Consider the following 14,714-nt stretch of genomic DNA (forward strand, 5'->3'; position numbering starts at 1 on the left):
GAGCACGTCGCGGCTCATCACACCGCTCGCTCACGATCTCCACCGGAATGTCCTCCAGCAGGTGCGCTGTAATCGCACCGCTTCGGACATCGTGTGGCGACCTCGACGCCGAACATCAACCGCGTCCTCGGCGAGTATAGCTGTAGCTTGCGGATTTTGAGAGAGTAGAGAGCGCTATCGTTTTTCGACTTCGTACTCGAACAGCGTTGCCGACGAGTTGGTGTCGGCGCTGTTCCAGATCACCGAGATTTCGGTGCCCGCGGTGAGGGCTTCGGGACTACCGCTGATCGACGCTCTGTCGTCAGTCAGGTAGCTCCCACTGCCGTCGGCGGCGATGTATAGCGAACTCTGTGAGCGCAAGCCGTCGGCTGAGTCCGACCAGTCCGCGCCGCTGTCGCTTACCGTCTCGCCGTCGACGACGACCGAGAGCGTCTCGACATCCTCGACCGTGTTCCCAGTCATATGGTACAGGCGGACCTGCTGGTCGCCATCGCCGTACTGCTCGACGTCGAAGCGCACATTCGGCGTCTCTTCGACGTCTCCAGCGCTCTGGTACAGATCGATGGCGAAGATGCCGAGGACTGAGGCGAGGATGACGACTATCGCGACGAGCAGGATGGTGCCGATTGCGCTCGACTGGGCGTCGGCGTCTGAAAAAAAGTGAGTCATTTGCGTGTGAACGGACTGTGGTGGGTCCGGTTAGCTGACGGTGTAGTCCTGAAGGACGGACGAGTCTGCCCCGTCGTCAGATTCCCAAACAATTCGGATGGTATCTCCTGATGAGAGCCCTTCCTCATTGTACGTGTCTGTCCCGTCGGTTACTTGATTAATTTGGTCAGGTCCGTCTTCGTAGTCGACAGCGAACGTATCATCCAAGTCTTCTCCGGATGCAAAGACTACCTGTACACTATTTCCAGCACTGATATCTCCACTACTGGACCAGACTTCTTTGACATCATCATCAGAAGGACCTGTCTGAGGCGTAATACCGTATGCTGTATCACCATTCACCGTGACGTCGATGTTACTTTCGTCAATTGTAGTACCAGTTTGATGTGAAATATCAACAACAGTTAAATTCGAGGAGTGCGGTGCTGCGTCAGTGAAATTTTCCGTACTTTGATCGAAGTCCCAGCTGGCTTGCGGAACTTGTTGTTGATCGTCACCAATACCAATCACGAATGCACCAATAACAGCGGCAAGAATTACAGTGATAGCGACCATTAGTATAACTCCTATCACAGGAGATACTGCTCGGTCCTCATCAGAATATTGCATATTTTTCATATCCATATTTATAGATCCCAGGAAGTCAGCACTGAGGAATCTCCACCCGAATCAGACTCCCAAGAGAGCGTTAGTGTTTCATTCTCAGCATCAGTGGCGTAGTCATTGGTGAAGCTAAAGTTGAGTTCAACAGAAGACCCAGCACTCACATCACTATTACCAAACGGTCCTGTGTCGATGTCGCCGCTATTGTCGAATACGTCAGTTGCAGTACCGGAGAACTGGAGCTCAAGATTGCTGTTAGATATTGTATCACCGGTCTGATGTGATAGCGTTACTGAATCGGAGCCTGTCTCGCCGGTCTGATCCCAATCCCAACTAGCCTGTGGGACTTCTTGCTGATCATCACCGATACCAATCACGAACGCACCGATAACGGCCGCGAGAATTACTGTGATTGCAACCATTAGAATCACGCCGATAACCGGCGAGACCGCGCGTTCGTCGTCGTCCGTTTCGAGTAGTTTCTTGAAATCCATTGTGTGTACTTTGTAGGTTGTTTGCGCCGATTTCCGCCAAAGGATTCATATCAGACACGTCCGTGTGATATGATGAGGCAAGGGGTTCATGGGATCTGACACCCCTCCTCGCCTGTCCTTTCGCGTGCTGTCGGCGTTACACAAGAGAATACATTCATCCGTAATAAAACTTAAGCCAGATATGAAATATTACATCACAGTTGTAACCCAGACAGCATGTAAATTATAAGTAAATAATAACAACTAAATTAACGCCGAAATCGCTTGCGCGGACCTATAACGTGCAGAAACGGGCGGAGCCCTGGGACGCCGTCGAAGACTATCAGGTGTATCTCGACGTCGCCGCCCGGCATCCCGACAGCGGATCGAGCGCGCTCGCGTCGAATGGGAGATGCCGCGCGGTCGAATCCGCGCGTGGCAGAACGGCGCAAAGCCCGATCCCGCCCGCGCCGTCGAAGTCGCCGAGCAGCGCGGGTGGTTCGAGGGCGTCGACTCCGAGGAGTTCGCGGCGCTGAACCAGCTCGTCGCGTGGATTTTCTCGGGCGGCTCGATCTCCAGAGAGACCTTCGTCCCGCATTTCGCCGTCGACGACGCGACCGAACCGCGCGTGACCGACGCGCTGGACACGCTCGATATCGACTGGCGACGCGAGCGAGCGGACGAATCCGACAGAGCAACCGAGATCGTGCCCACGGACCACGCCAGCGTCCTCGGGCGAGCACTCGTCGTACTCGGTGCGCCACAGGGCGAAAAGAGCGACCAATCGGCGTTTTCGCTGCCGGAGTATCTCGACGACGTCTCGGACGAACTCCGGTACGAGTTCGTCGACGTCTACATTCGGAACCGCCAGACACCCCAAGGCGAGCGTTTCGTGATGGGCTTTCGTGAGGAACGATCCGAGGCATACCTCCAGGAGTTAGCAAACCTGATCGAAGACGTCGCAGGCGAGTCGGTCACCGCCAGCGAGAAGAATATCTACCTCTCCAGTGAGGCCGCCGACGCGCTGTACGGAAAGTTCCGGTCGTTGTGAGGTGTCCGGAAAGAGAGGGAAAGTCGAGAATTTGGCTTCGGTACGTACAGACGACCGACTGAACGGACAGCGTAGTAATCCACGCTCTTGACGAAACGCTACTTTGGACTTCGTCCTCACGTGTGTCCGGACTATCCCGTAACGGCTTCCCCTATGAGGGAACCCGGTATAATTCGATCTGTAGGCGTGCTTCGCCTGCGCTTGAGTCTGGGAATTCGATTGACCCGTGCGCGTTCTCGACGACCCATTTGATTAGCCAGAGGCCAAGCCCGCTCGAATGTTCTAGTGGGGTCTCTTCACCCTTCTCCAACGAATACCGTTCCACGTCCGGAATTGCCCCTTCATTCTGAATCTCGATTTGGGCCGTGTCTTCGCTTGGTGTCGAGACAGAGACAACAACAGTTTGGGAGTCCGTGTCCTGATGGACAATCCCATTCTCGATGGCTTCACGCAACGCGATGTCGAGATTCTCATCAGCAAGCACAGTCACTTCATTCGCTCCGGAAAACTGGACGTCGGCAGCCGAATATTCGGCTGTCGCTTCTTCGATGGCTGTCTTGATGTGGGGGCCAAGCTGCTGTGGCTCGACCGTCGTATCGCCTGTTGTTTGTTGAATGTAGCGGGCTTTCTCCGCCATCTCGACGACCGACTCAGCATGCTCGATGGCAGTTGCAAGTTGCTGGTGACTCTCGCCGGACAACGACTCCTCCTCGTCTATCAGTTTGAGCGTCCCCCTTACGAGGTTCAGATCGTTGCGGATGTTATGCCGGAGGACGCGGTTGACGATACCTAACCGTTGTTCGCGTTCGTTGATGTCGCGGCGTGCGCTCGTCAGCGAGTACGCTTGCTCCAGCATTAGTTGCGCATTCAACTCCGGGCTACCGGTTGAGCGATAGTCCTCGGGTGGGATGTAGAAGGGGTTCTTACAGAGCTGGTTGCGGTAGATGATTTGTTCGTGCGTTCGGAGAGCTTTTGCGGCCGATGTCTCATTGAACCGTTTGAGGTCGTACTGGCAGAGTGCGGTGACCGGGAGATTCGGGCAGGCGGCATCGAAGTCCGCTTCAAAATCGAGGACATGGTCGAATGACTGCTCGGTGTGGAAACACCACGAGTTCTCGCCGGCGAGCCACAACCCGTCGTAGCCGTCTTCGACGCTGACGTTGGCTTCGGTTTCGAGGGTCTTGATCATCTTTGTAGGGTCGAAGCCGGATTCGAGGTAGACTTCCTCGGCATCTCGAATGACGAGATCGCCAGCGTCGATGCGTTGCTCGACATCGATATTGGCTCTCCGGAGTGCAGATTTGATGTCGGCAGCGGTATTGACATCAAGCAGGTAGATGCAGCGGTGGCCAGACTGGAGGCCCTCGACGAGGAAGGCTGTGGTAGCAGCCAACTGGGCTTCGTTTGACCGATAGAAGAGCGCGAGGTGGCGTGTGAGATTATGAGACCCGAGTTCAGTACGGAGATCTGCGGTAGTCGCTTGGCGCGTCGTGTCTGCGGCAAACTGCGCCTCGGGTCGTTCTACCATTATCGGTCTTTTGGGATGAGAGCATAAAAGTGTCTACTATATAAAAGACGATAAGAGACCGAGGATCTTCTTGATGGCTTCGCAAACCTACTTACCGCGTATTTCAGTCTAAACGACCCGAAAATAGCGTCCGGAAACGTTCTGAAAGTCGGACGTATTCGGCCCCGATCACCCTTCCCACCCCCACCGAAAACCCCTTTACCTCCCGTGTGGCCGTCCGGGTTACAGGCTACTCGGACATGAACCTGAAAGCCCACGCTCACAGAGACGACATGAAGGTCTGGCTCAGTCAGACCGAAGTTGATCAACTAATCGCTCAGGCGGACGGCACCCAGCAGCGGATCGCCTTTTGGCTCGGCGCTCGCTGCGGGCTCCGATCCCATGAGGTCCTCGACGTGGCTCCCGAGGATGTCGTCGACACCGACGCCGGGACCGTGCTCCGGGTCTGGCACGGGAAAGGCGACCAGTACCGCGAAACGCCGGTTCCGCGGGATCTTGCGACGACCATCCGCACGATCGACGACGTTCGCGACGCCAGCGCCAACTCGTCGCTGCTCGACGTGACCAGCACTCGGTCACTTCGGCGCTGGATCCAGAACGCCGCCGATCGCCTCCAGGACGAAACCGGCGACGAAGGGTGGGACCACCTCGGCTTTCACGATCTCCGGCGCACCTGGGCGACCGCGCTCGCCAGCGCCGACGTCGACGCACTGCTCGTCTGCGACTGGGGCGGCTGGAACGATCTGGAGACGTTTCTGGAGCACTACCGCGGGACGTACTCGCCGGAAGCCCAGCAGCGAGAAAGAGGGAAGGTAGACTGGCTCTAATTTACCGAATTTTTAACTAATCGCTATGTCTTGCGCTTAGTAATGCCTGTAGAGTGTGCGATTTGTTCAACTGAGGTGGACATGCCATTCCAATGTAAATACTGTAAAGACCCATTCTGTATAGATCATCGCCTGCCCGAAAAACACGAGTGTATCGGGTTGGAAAACGGATGGGAGCCAATTCAAGAAGAACAGGAAACTCAGTCTAAGAACGACGGCCAAATCCAGACAGAGAGAGATGAGGCCCCATTTGAACGCATCTCCACACGCGAACGGATTCGAGAAGAGTTTGAAACGGTTGATGCACAGGTGATGGGAACAACCCCGGAGAGTGAAGAAATCATTGATGACCGGTCTCCAGATGTCGCATCAGACGGATCACTTATCCAGTCCCAATCCAAGGAAACTGAAGAACGGGCGGAGGAAAGTAATACATCGAAAACGCCTGCGCATCAACAGTCTTTCTTTAGTCTTTCAACAGTTGGTTTATTACTTCTCGTGAGTTTCGCCTGTACAGTTCCGTATGCAATGTGGGTAGGAACCCCAGCAACTCAAGAAGGATTTGTAGAGGCTATCTTTCCGATTCTCGCCGCTGGTTTTCTTATTGTCATTCCAGTTCGGTGGTATCAGCGGCGTCGTTCACGAAAGAGACTATTAGACTGAATTGAGCGTGTCATAGAAAGCGTCACGTACGAAGCAGCAGGGTGCGCGAAGTGTGTCCAACACAAGCGCAACCCTGCAAGATGTAGCTTCGGTAGACGACTTCTTGAATGTCGCGGCTATCGAGACAGTGCCGCTGTTTGAACATCTTGAGTTCGAGTTTCTGCTGGAGTACGACGTGTTCGCCCCCGCTTCGAGGGGGCGAACACGAGTTTACCAGCCACCAGATCTCTTTCGCGGCTTTCTGCACTGCTACGAGGATGTGTACGGTACACGCCCGGTTACACGAGAACTTCAGAACGGCCTTGTCTGGTACTACTGCGGACTCGACAAACCGCCATCCAGAGACACCATTGACCGCTTTCTCACTGACCTCGAACAAGTTATCGACGATGTCTTCGACAGACTCGTCGAGCAGGCCGCCGCCCGCGGCCTGCTCGACTCCACGTACTCCATCGATTCGACACACGTTGAAGCGATTCAATACAACGACGCGGCGTCATGGAACTACGATCCAACGGCTGAGGAGTACTACTACGGCTTCGGCTGTACGATCATCTCGACCGGCGCAAAGATCCCGATAGCAGCGGAGTTCACACAGGCCAAACAAGCAGATAAAGAGACGGCGATGCGCGTCACGTGTGACGCGCTCGCCGTCGATATACCGGTCTGGATGCTTGGAGACAGCGCCTACGACATCCTCGACTGGCACGACCACCTGCTGGCCGCAGGGGTCGTGCCAGTCGCCCCATACAACCCGCGAAACACTGACGACCCGAAAGACATCAAGTACAGGGTCGAAGACCGAATCGAGGAACATAGCGAGGACGTGCAGCTGAAACAATCTATCTTGGACGAGACGTACAACAACCGGACAGGCGTCGAACGAACCAACGACGCGGTCAAGGATTGCGGCCTCGGGCATATCCGCGCCCGAGGCCGCGTCCACGCGAACAGAAGTGTTCCTCGCGCTGTGTCTTCGGATTGTTGTCGCAATCACCAACTACGAGCGAGGAAACGAACCGGGCTGTGAGAAGCTATGAGATGGATTCTATGACACGCTCTGATTAGTTAAGTTGGATGGCCGTACGGGCTGGCCCCGTAGCCAATACCGTATTCTTCGTCATCACCGGTTCCACCACCGCCCCGTCGCTTTCACCGACACCTCCACCTGATGACTCGCCGTCTTGTTCCTCTCCTCCATCATCATCTTCAACACTGCCGTCTCCATCGTCGTTTTCTTGCTGCTTATCGGTGTCTCGCTCGTCGCGCTCTTCGTCTTCGTCAGGATCGTGCTCATTCTGCTTATCAGTGTCTTCTTGATCGTCTCCGCCATCGTCCGCATCGGCGTTGTCAGTGACTCCATCGTCTCCGTATCCGTACGATGACTCGTTGTCTGATGATGTGTTATCGTTGCTAAAACAGACCGCGAAGAGTGCCATGCTACCGGCACTTATGGCCAGTAACTCTCGCCGCTGGAGAGCAATCCTCTCACGGTCCATAAGCTGTTATATTACTACACAAGTATATTATTTTGGTTATTGTTGTTGGTGGTTTTTAGATATTAGGCCTTGGTGAATCACTGTAAGGCAGCAGGAGAGGTCGTCAAATCGAAGGAATTGAAGCGGGAAATCGGCGATGCTCTATGTCGAAGATTTCCCGCTTCACGAGCAAACTAGTATAGAGCGAACCAAGGGTTGAATAGATCACTCCTGAGAGGAGGTAATTAACTAGACAGTGCCTATAGTTTGAGGTTATCGCCCTTTCTTTTATGTCTGTAATAGTACAAACTGAAAACCAAGTACGGTATTAAATATATAAATAATATAATTATAGATACATTATGCCAGAAGATTGGTAGACTCCAGAGGGGTGAGTGCCAAGATAAGACTATACTTGCAGCAATAAGGCCATATATTTGACTTGAAAGGAAACTTTGACTAGATTTTGAATATGCGATTTGTGACACATATCCCCACAAAAAGATTATTACTAAACCAAATACCCCAAAGTCAAGATACGGGATTCCTAGTGCTGTCGCTGTTCCTCCTCCTTGCGTTGGCTCTATAGCTGCATAAACAGATGTTAGATATGCATCGCGTACATCATCTTCTATAAATAAATACTGAAATATAAACCCAAAGGTTTCAAAACCATATGTATGTTCACTTATATATGTGATACTCCGGTGCAAGTTTCCAATATCGTTTGAAAAATAAAAAAGGATTCTATCGATGCTGTACGTCACTGAAGTAATAACTGAATCAGGCGAAGAACGTACTCGTACCACTTCTTGAATTGTCCATACACTAAACCCAATAATAGTGCCTATAATTGGATAAACAACTGGAATTCCTTTATCAGAGATAGATATATACGTGATGAGCGATCCAATAATGGCGGCAGCTAAGAGTAGTCGTTGAGACACTAAAATCGGAAGTACTGTTAATGGTATCAATCCAATAATTAAAAGTGTGGTTAATCTCTGGTTATTATAGTATCTATGATTTATCAATGGATTGTCGCGCCCTATTACAGCAAGGCTCGCTGCTGAGAATATCATCACACTAATGAACCCAGTATATAACAGCCGTGCGCCGGGAAACGGTTTTTGTTCTCTCCACAGCTGACCTGTAGAGTGCCAATCAGACAATAGACCACTTAAGAAAGTACGAAAAGATCCAATCTGATAGATGGCGAGTACGGTCCAGCAAAACAAGAGGAAAAGAATAGCAACACCATATAAATAAAATAACAACAGGGAAATGTCTGATTTTTCCATTGTCTGTTTTATGTACTGATGTCTGAAAATATCATTGGGCATTTTAATTTGTAACTGAACTCGATTTGCGACAAATACACCCAGCAAAAATACTGCTGTTGATATAATAACCCATAAGCTTCCTTCTACGGTAATTGTGGCTCTTGGAACATCATGAAGTCCGTAGACTAACTCTTTCGGACCTATGTATGCGGCAATATGTGAAATAACCCATGTTACGACAAATAATATCGCAGGGGATACATATCTTCTTGTAATATATTTCATGTATTATGTAGTGCGGGTGATATTTTTTATTGTTATTACTAACTTACTTTTTGTATCTCTTCTTAATAAAGATAATACTAATGCTATGTATGTTTTCCACAATAATGGATACAGCATTATGGATTTGAGATAATAAGAAATAGCGTCTTTGAATCTTCGATGTGATTGTAAAAACCTACCCACCGTGAAATACTGCACAGCAAAACTTTTTCTACGCTCATGCCATGGCAAGCTGTTTATATCCTCTTGAATATATTCAAGAACCTGTTTATGAGCTTCCATGCGAGGTTCAACATTACTAGTGATCCGATTATCATTCTCAATATACATAGTCACAAGAGGATCCACAATGTAATCAAAGTCATAATCCCGTGATATTCGAATCCATAATTCATAGTCTTGTCTGGCAGAAAGATCTTCATTAAAACCATCAACTTTATCAAAACAGCTTGAACGGACCATCACAGTTGACGTAGGGTTTATCCAATCCTTTTTTAATTGCTCTTTATAGAGGTCTCCTCGCTTAGAGGGAACTTCTCCAATTTCAACCGCTCCATCGTGTTTGACATAATACCCAGTATAAACTACACCTACTTGCGGTGAACATTCGCGAAAACGAGTGACCTGCCGTTCAAGTTTCTCACAATCCCATTTGTCATCACTATCAATAAATGCTATAAAGTCACCATCAGCTGCTTCAATACCTGTATTTCTTGCAGCGGGTGCACCTCGATTAGTGTCGTGACAAATATAATTGACTTTATCTCCGTATTGTGACATCAATTCAGAGGTATTATCTGATGAGTTATCATCTACTACGAGAAGCTCCAAATCAGAGAAAGATTGATTGATAACACTATCTATTGCTCTTGAAATCACGTCCTCCCGATTGTATGTCGGAAGAACCACACTAACTGTTGGGTCCATTAAAATCACACCCTTATTTGTATATTATTGCTAAACCAATTGGTGACCTTCGATAATGGCTCTTGACTAAAACATTCATTGTTTTTATTATACATGATTAGTACTGGCTACAGACACGGTCAATGCCCTCCTGTAAATAAATTCTGGGTTTCCACCCTGTTGCTTGCTCCATTTTTGAATAGTCTGCACAGGTGTCGTGAATGTATACGTCTTCAGGAATCGGGTTCTCCACGTAATCCGGTTCCACATTCGTACCGAGTTCTTCATTGATCATGTTCACAACCGTATTAAAGTCATAGGCCTGGCTAGTCCCAAGGTTATAGATATCGTCAAGGTCGTATCCGGCTGCTTGTACCAAGCCACGGACAATGTCATCAACATGCGTGAAATCACGAGTCTGATTACCATTGCCATACAATTTTGGTGAGTTACCGTTCGCGATGTCGTCAGCAAACTGAGCTATAACATTGGCGTATTCTCCTTTATGACTCTCAGCACCACCATACCCTTGATACACCGAAAACAAGCGCATCCCTGCTGCTGTCAAGTCATAATGGTTTGAAAAGTACTCAGCGTAACTCTCACGTGCGATCTTTGAGGCCTCTTAGCCAGTATTGACTGTGATATCCATGTCTTCGGGTGAAGGATCAGTACGGCTACCATAGATAGATGATGTAGAGGCGTACACGATCGTATCACAACCGTCTGCCCTTGCCTGTTCAATAACATTAACGAATCCCTCGACGTTCACTCTTGCGCCTGTTGTGGGTTCGTCTTCATGCATCGCGTATGACGACAATGCTGCCAAATGAAATACAACATCTACATCTGTCGGTAGGTCGTCGTCAAGTACACTCGTATTGGAGAAATCAATATTATCGTCCAAGTTCTCGGAGGTTCCGAGATAGGAGTTGTCCACCACTATAACATCATTGCCCTTAGCGAGTTCATTAGCCAGATTTGAACCAATGAATCCTGCACCGCCAGTCACCAAAATACGCCGGTCTTGCATTGTTAAAAACAGTAAATTCTTCCAATAAAAAGGCACCCATTTTTATCATTTACACTGTTCTGGTATCGGACCCAAGGGAGAGACATAAACTGTTTTATATAGTAAATTATGAGAAAAGATGCCCACTGAGTGAATTCTCACAAATCATTATAAGATCGCACCGACTTGATTGTCTACTTTTCTGAGTAGGGGATCATTCCATCCGGATCAGGATACCCAATCGCCATGAGCATGACGACGGTCTCATCAGACTCCAAATTAAGAAGTGATTGCAATTTCCGCTCGTTATTAGGGATCGCTGGCCAGTTGATGCAGCGAGAAGCAAGTCCCTGCGTCTCTAGTGCAAACTGGAAGCCATTCCGAAAGACTGATATCAATGTAGATGACGTGTTTGTCGCGATCATTAAAATACGCTCGCTGCTTGTCGACGATCACCGCGAGGGATGGGACGTTATCACTATATCCAGAAGCACCGATAGCAAGAGACGATAGCTCGTCAATCAGTTCACGGTCATCAAACAATAGATACTGGTAGGACTGTCTGTTGCAGGTGCTCGGCGACTGCATAGCGACTTCCAATGCTTCGTCGGTCTCCTCTCGAGGAACTTCCCGGTCCTGAAACCACCGAGTGCTCGTTCGCTGGACCGCTAATTGTTCCATCTGCTCAGGTGACACTGGAGACTCACCGAGCTCGCGACGCGGGAACAGGACGCGACCGTCCGGAGTATACTCGATCTCTGAGGGGAACTCCGACTCGGCCTCAATGATGATCTCGGTTTGATCCACGGCGTCAAAATATTTTGATAAGACGTCAACGGCCCACTTGAGTTGTTCGTCGTCGGATTCCGGGTCCCATGCCGTCACTAGATCAGCAACGACCTTTCGGATGTACGACTCGGCGAACACCGAGCGTCGGTTAGGCATCGAGCCCTTCTTCAATCCTATGCACACTCCGTATGATCTGATGGCATGGTGCCTATCGTTGAGATTCGGAACACTTCGTACGCCGCGAGCCCGGACAACACGGAGCGTTGTTCGCTGTAGAACATTCCAGTGACATGAAAGTACAGCGCAGTCAGAATCCGCGACCGGTGATTGAATCGAAGGGCACGGTTCTTCGGAAGAACGCTCCAGACGACGTGCGTAAAGAACTGCCGATAGGCGAAGTGCTTCTCTTTGCGTAGAAGGGTGCTGGTACCCTCCTCATGGTAGACCGAACTCGCGCGATTGAGTACCGAAATCATCCAGTAATTGTTGCAAGAGGACTGACACAGGCATGGGACATCCGAGACACAGAAGCAACTCACTCTTATTCGATGTAGATATCACAACAGATATATCGTCAGTCCAGCAATCTGGACTCGAACGTGACATCTCTCGTCATCGGGTGCGCTCCGTCTATCGAGAGGACGGAGCTCTCGTTTTATGTAAGAAGACCCTACGAAAACTGCACACAAAGAGCTATTGCCGAGCGATTTCCGTACGCGGATACTACTCGCTAAATATCGACGATCGAACCGTCGAGTTCTCTGCACCGACCCCAACGCTGGTAGAACGGAACCGGCAACGCTTCCGGCAAGAATCCGAGGAGATTTATGATTTCTTCGGATCAATTAAAAAGGAGGACGACGTAGTGTACGATATCGGGGCGAATACCGGTCTCTACTCGCTTTTTGCCGCGACAAAGTGCCGACATGGGAAGGTCATCGCATTTGAACCCTATCCGCCAAATGTGGAGATGCTACGACAGGACCTTGAGGGCGGTGTTAACTTAGCCATTGATTCCACCAGACGGCGTGAGCTTGTAGCCATGATTCTGCGGTATCTGGATCAACGTGGCTGAAGCAGTTTGAAAACGAAGATGTTCGTCGTTCTACCTCACGAAAGACACGTTCGACGGCGTTTCGAAAGCCGTGTTGCTGGACGCGGTAGCTGAGTTTTTCTCGTCGAAGGCCGGCGATGAGGTCATCTGCGTCATCGACGAGAAACACGGCGTCTGTGACGGCGTGTTTCTCGGTCAGTTCAGTGAGAAACTCTCGTGCAATCGGCACCGTATACGTTGGGAACAGTCGTGAATGGAGAATTTTGTTGGATTCAGGATCAACCGCGGTGTACAGCCAGTATTACTCGTCGTTGATCCGGATCGATTTTTGATCGACCGCAACTCGATCCAGATTCTCACCGCCGCTCGGCTGTAAATCCGCTTTTTGAACCCAGTTGTGAACCGCAGTGCGACTGCGTTTGACACCCGACTCCTCAAGTAACACAACTGTATTCGAGAGTGATAGGCCCGCAAGATGGTGGCGAATACCCTTTTAATGAGCTGCAGGGGTGTCCTCTCACGCTGCACAAACTCCAAGTTGATCCAGTCTGTAGATTCGTTGAGGCGGTCGGTTTCGGCCATGAACATCCGAATCTTCGACCGCCTCGTTCCTAACTTAACACGACCACCTTGAGCGGAACAGCTTATATAACATCGAGGTCGTGGAGTCCGCACTCTCCGACTCCGTCGGCGAGATCGAGTTCAGCCAGCCCCAGGAGGATGATATCGGATACGGCTCCTCTTCGATTGGTGCCAACGGTACGCGAGAGACACTTACTGTTCCAACGACGACCGGGGATAAGCTGGTAGCTCCATTCGTCTTTAGCTAAGCCTCACACCTCGGTTGCGTAGCGGTAGCGAGCGTCTCTTGTAAGATCGGTCGTTGCTGATGAATCTTCTGTGCCTCTTCGATCAGCCGTTCCAGCAACGGCGGTGGCGAGTAGCCAAGGTACTCACCGAGTTCGTGGAGGATGAGCTGGCGTGCGACCGGAAGGTCGCCGCCCCGGCGGAAACACGATCTCATCAGCGGCCTGCTCAGTGACCAGAGCCAACAGCTCACCACTCACCAACAGCGACAGCAACGCCGCATACACCAAAATCTCTACGACAACAGGGTTGCTCGTGTCGAACTCGTCCAATTCGTACTGCGTCTTCAATTCACGAAACAGCGTTTCTACCTCCCATCGACACCGATACAGCGTTGTAGATCTTCCGGGAGAAATTCTTCTCGCGGCACGTTCGTGATGTACAGATGGTAGTCGTCGTCGTCCTTGTTGCGGCCGACGACGACGCGGAACCGGTTGTGTCCGGCGACCGATTTCCCTCATACTGTCCGGATTGAATTGTGTTTCGACCCTAACGTCAATTTACTCCGCAAGAGGCCATCAACCACATCATGGCTCTTCTCGCCTTCCAGGGGAATGGCGCGGGAGTGATCAGCGCAATCCCTGCAGAGAACTCTGTCGAGTCATCAACAATAATCTAATGATCTCACGGGCTCACGCTGTGCCAGCTGCCGATACTTCGGGATAAACACACATGTATCAATTTATATGACTCAGTAACAGATATGGTTGTAAGATGCTCATATCGGTCGTATCTCCCGATCTCTCGCACAACTGTCTCGGTCGCGCGTACGTTCTCGCGCAGCTTATCGAACAGAATTACGATGTCGAAATCGTGGGGCCAAAACTCAAAGGGACGGTATGGGAACCGATCAAGGACGAGTACGAGTACAAAGGGGTCGAAACGGGATCACGAGTGTATCAGTTCCCGTTCGCCGTTCCGAGTCTTTTGGATCGGATCTCCGGAGATCTCGTTTACGTGTCAAAGCCTCGGACGGCTAGTTATGGTCTCGGCTTGTTAGCGACAATTGGCCGCGATAGACCGCTCATCCTCGATATCGATGACTGGGAGACGGGTTTAGTTACCGACACGGACGGCTGGAAACGGTTTTAAAGGGGTTCCCAGATTAGCATCAATGAACTCGTATTATTATAAAAGATTTCTCGAAGCCCTTTCAGGTGTAGCGGATGCCCGGTCCGTCTCGAACCACTTTCTCAAGATCGATTCAGTGGCACCCTCGTCCCGCA

General features: G+C 50.5%; 14 protein-coding genes and 4 pseudogenes. 6 read left to right on the forward strand and 12 right to left on the reverse strand.

Annotation, left to right across the window (positions count from 1 at the left end; genetic code table 11):
• Positions 1–174 precede the first annotated feature (174 nt).
• From ACFQL3_RS02355 to ACFQL3_RS02365, 3 genes are read right to left on the reverse strand one after another with little or no spacing between them, the layout of a single operon-like run.
• Positions 175–669 (reverse strand): type IV pilin, encoded by a 495-nt coding sequence (locus ACFQL3_RS02355; RefSeq protein ID WP_377051047.1) that lies wholly within the window; start codon positions 667–669, stop codon positions 175–177.
• 30 nt (positions 670–699) lie between these two features.
• Positions 700–1,293, reverse strand: coding sequence for a type IV pilin (locus ACFQL3_RS02360; RefSeq protein ID WP_377051049.1), 594 nt, complete (start codon positions 1,291–1,293; stop codon positions 700–702).
• Positions 1,294–1,295: 2 nt separating this feature from the next.
• A complete protein-coding gene (locus ACFQL3_RS02365) occupies positions 1,296–1,766 on the reverse strand; it encodes a type IV pilin (RefSeq protein ID WP_377051051.1) in 471 nt (156 codons plus the stop codon).
• Between the two features lie 391 nt (positions 1,767–2,157).
• On the opposite strand from ACFQL3_RS02365, the gene ACFQL3_RS02370 reads away from it, so the two are divergent.
• Positions 2,158–2,796, forward strand: a complete 639-nt coding sequence (locus ACFQL3_RS02370) for a hypothetical protein (protein ID WP_377051053.1) — start codon at positions 2,158–2,160, stop codon at positions 2,794–2,796.
• A 151-nt stretch (positions 2,797–2,947) separates the two neighbouring features.
• Here ACFQL3_RS02370 and ACFQL3_RS02375 read toward each other — a convergent pair whose 3' ends face one another.
• Complete coding sequence (locus ACFQL3_RS02375; protein WP_377051055.1) at positions 2,948–4,324, reverse strand: MEDS domain-containing protein; 1,377 nt, start codon at positions 4,322–4,324, stop codon at positions 2,948–2,950.
• Between the two features lie 239 nt (positions 4,325–4,563).
• Between ACFQL3_RS02375 and ACFQL3_RS02380 the strand changes: the two genes are divergently transcribed.
• The 3 genes and pseudogenes from ACFQL3_RS02380 to ACFQL3_RS02390 all read left to right on the forward strand — a co-directional run bounded on the left by ACFQL3_RS02380 (position 4,564) and on the right by ACFQL3_RS02390 (position 6,854).
• Complete coding sequence (locus ACFQL3_RS02380) at positions 4,564–5,151, forward strand: tyrosine-type recombinase/integrase (protein ID WP_377051071.1); 588 nt, start codon at positions 4,564–4,566, stop codon at positions 5,149–5,151.
• Positions 5,152–5,193: 42 nt separating this feature from the next.
• A complete protein-coding gene (locus ACFQL3_RS02385; RefSeq protein WP_377051057.1) occupies positions 5,194–5,814 on the forward strand; it encodes an AN1-type zinc finger domain-containing protein in 621 nt (206 codons plus the stop codon).
• A gap of 52 nt (positions 5,815–5,866) precedes the next feature.
• Positions 5,867–6,854 (forward strand): annotated as a pseudogene (locus tag ACFQL3_RS02390) (transposase).
• A 24-nt stretch (positions 6,855–6,878) separates the two neighbouring features.
• Here the strand turns inward: ACFQL3_RS02390 and ACFQL3_RS02395 are convergent.
• The 5 genes and pseudogenes from ACFQL3_RS02395 to ACFQL3_RS02415 form a co-directional block, all read right to left on the reverse strand.
• Entirely contained in the window at positions 6,879–7,313 is a 435-nt protein-coding gene (locus ACFQL3_RS02395; RefSeq protein ID WP_377051059.1) for a hypothetical protein, read from the reverse strand.
• Positions 7,314–7,552: 239 nt separating this feature from the next.
• Positions 7,553–8,860, reverse strand: a complete 1,308-nt coding sequence (locus tag ACFQL3_RS02400) for an O-antigen polymerase (protein ID WP_377051061.1) — start codon at positions 8,858–8,860, stop codon at positions 7,553–7,555.
• 3 nt (positions 8,861–8,863) lie between these two features.
• Entirely contained in the window at positions 8,864–9,787 is a 924-nt protein-coding gene (locus ACFQL3_RS02405) for a glycosyltransferase family 2 protein (RefSeq protein WP_377051063.1), read from the reverse strand.
• A 97-nt stretch (positions 9,788–9,884) separates the two neighbouring features.
• Positions 9,885–10,799 (reverse strand): annotated as a pseudogene (locus tag ACFQL3_RS02410) (NAD-dependent epimerase/dehydratase family protein).
• A 288-nt stretch (positions 10,800–11,087) separates the two neighbouring features.
• Positions 11,088–11,723: a nitroreductase family protein gene (locus ACFQL3_RS02415; RefSeq protein ID WP_377051065.1), complete on the reverse strand. Its 636-nt coding sequence runs from the start codon at positions 11,721–11,723 to the stop codon at positions 11,088–11,090.
• Between the two features lie 352 nt (positions 11,724–12,075).
• Here ACFQL3_RS02415 and ACFQL3_RS02420 point away from each other — a divergent pair, with 352 nt between their 5' ends.
• The gene (locus ACFQL3_RS02420) at positions 12,076–12,642 is read left to right on the forward strand and encodes an FkbM family methyltransferase (RefSeq protein WP_377051067.1); all 567 of its coding nucleotides are present in this window, start codon (positions 12,076–12,078) and stop codon (positions 12,640–12,642) included.
• On the opposite strand, the pseudogene ACFQL3_RS02425 reads toward ACFQL3_RS02420, so the two are convergent.
• From ACFQL3_RS02425 to ACFQL3_RS02435, 3 genes and pseudogenes are all read right to left on the reverse strand, one after another.
• Positions 12,566–13,203, reverse strand: a pseudogene (locus ACFQL3_RS02425) (IS6 family transposase). The gene ACFQL3_RS02420 and the pseudogene ACFQL3_RS02425 sit on opposite strands and share 77 nt — an antisense overlap.
• A 244-nt stretch (positions 13,204–13,447) precedes the next feature.
• Entirely contained in the window at positions 13,448–13,645 is a 198-nt protein-coding gene (locus ACFQL3_RS02430) for a hypothetical protein (protein ID WP_377051073.1), read from the reverse strand.
• Positions 13,575–13,856 (reverse strand): annotated as a pseudogene (locus tag ACFQL3_RS02435) (transposase); the annotation flags it as partial. The pseudogene ACFQL3_RS02435 and the gene ACFQL3_RS02430, both read right to left, overlap by 71 nt.
• A gap of 346 nt (positions 13,857–14,202) precedes the next feature.
• Here ACFQL3_RS02435 and ACFQL3_RS02440 point away from each other — a divergent pair.
• Complete coding sequence (locus tag ACFQL3_RS02440) at positions 14,203–14,580, forward strand: hypothetical protein (protein ID WP_377051069.1); 378 nt, start codon at positions 14,203–14,205, stop codon at positions 14,578–14,580.
• Positions 14,581–14,714 lie beyond the last annotated feature (134 nt).

It is taken from the genome of Natronoarchaeum sp. GCM10025321, from assembly GCF_042663585.1.
GTDB lineage: Archaea > Halobacteriota > Halobacteria > Halobacteriales > Natronoarchaeaceae > Natranaeroarchaeum.

What these genes read in the sequence shown, in the direction of transcription:
- ACFQL3_RS02405 (WP_377051063.1), bottom strand. Translation starts at nt 9,787, where the DNA reads ATGGACCCAACAGTTAGTGTGGTTCTTCCGACATACAATCGGGAGGAC.
- ACFQL3_RS02385 (WP_377051057.1), top strand. Translation starts at nt 5,194, where the DNA reads ATGCCTGTAGAGTGTGCGATTTGTTCAACTGAGGTGGACATGCCATTC.
- ACFQL3_RS02380 (WP_377051071.1), top strand. Translation starts at nt 4,564, where the DNA reads ATGAACCTGAAAGCCCACGCTCACAGAGACGACATGAAGGTCTGGCTC.
- ACFQL3_RS02395 (WP_377051059.1), bottom strand. Translation starts at nt 7,313, where the DNA reads ATGGACCGTGAGAGGATTGCTCTCCAGCGGCGAGAGTTACTGGCCATA.
- ACFQL3_RS02400 (WP_377051061.1), bottom strand. Translation starts at nt 8,860, where the DNA reads ATGAAATATATTACAAGAAGATATGTATCCCCTGCGATATTATTTGTC.
- ACFQL3_RS02365 (WP_377051051.1), bottom strand. Translation starts at nt 1,766, where the DNA reads ATGGATTTCAAGAAACTACTCGAAACGGACGACGACGAACGCGCGGTC.
- ACFQL3_RS02355 (WP_377051047.1), bottom strand. Translation starts at nt 669, where the DNA reads ATGACTCACTTTTTTTCAGACGCCGACGCCCAGTCGAGCGCAATCGGC.
- ACFQL3_RS02430 (WP_377051073.1), bottom strand. Translation starts at nt 13,645, where the DNA reads ATGAGATCGTGTTTCCGCCGGGGCGGCGACCTTCCGGTCGCACGCCAG.
- ACFQL3_RS02440 (WP_377051069.1), top strand. Translation starts at nt 14,203, where the DNA reads ATGCTCATATCGGTCGTATCTCCCGATCTCTCGCACAACTGTCTCGGT.
- ACFQL3_RS02420 (WP_377051067.1), top strand. Translation starts at nt 12,076, where the DNA reads ATGGGACATCCGAGACACAGAAGCAACTCACTCTTATTCGATGTAGAT.
- ACFQL3_RS02415 (WP_377051065.1), bottom strand. Translation starts at nt 11,723, where the DNA reads ATGCCTAACCGACGCTCGGTGTTCGCCGAGTCGTACATCCGAAAGGTC.
- ACFQL3_RS02375 (WP_377051055.1), bottom strand. Translation starts at nt 4,324, where the DNA reads ATGGTAGAACGACCCGAGGCGCAGTTTGCCGCAGACACGACGCGCCAA.
- ACFQL3_RS02360 (WP_377051049.1), bottom strand. Translation starts at nt 1,293, where the DNA reads ATGGATATGAAAAATATGCAATATTCTGATGAGGACCGAGCAGTATCT.
- ACFQL3_RS02370 (WP_377051053.1), top strand. Translation starts at nt 2,158, where the DNA reads ATGCCGCGCGGTCGAATCCGCGCGTGGCAGAACGGCGCAAAGCCCGAT.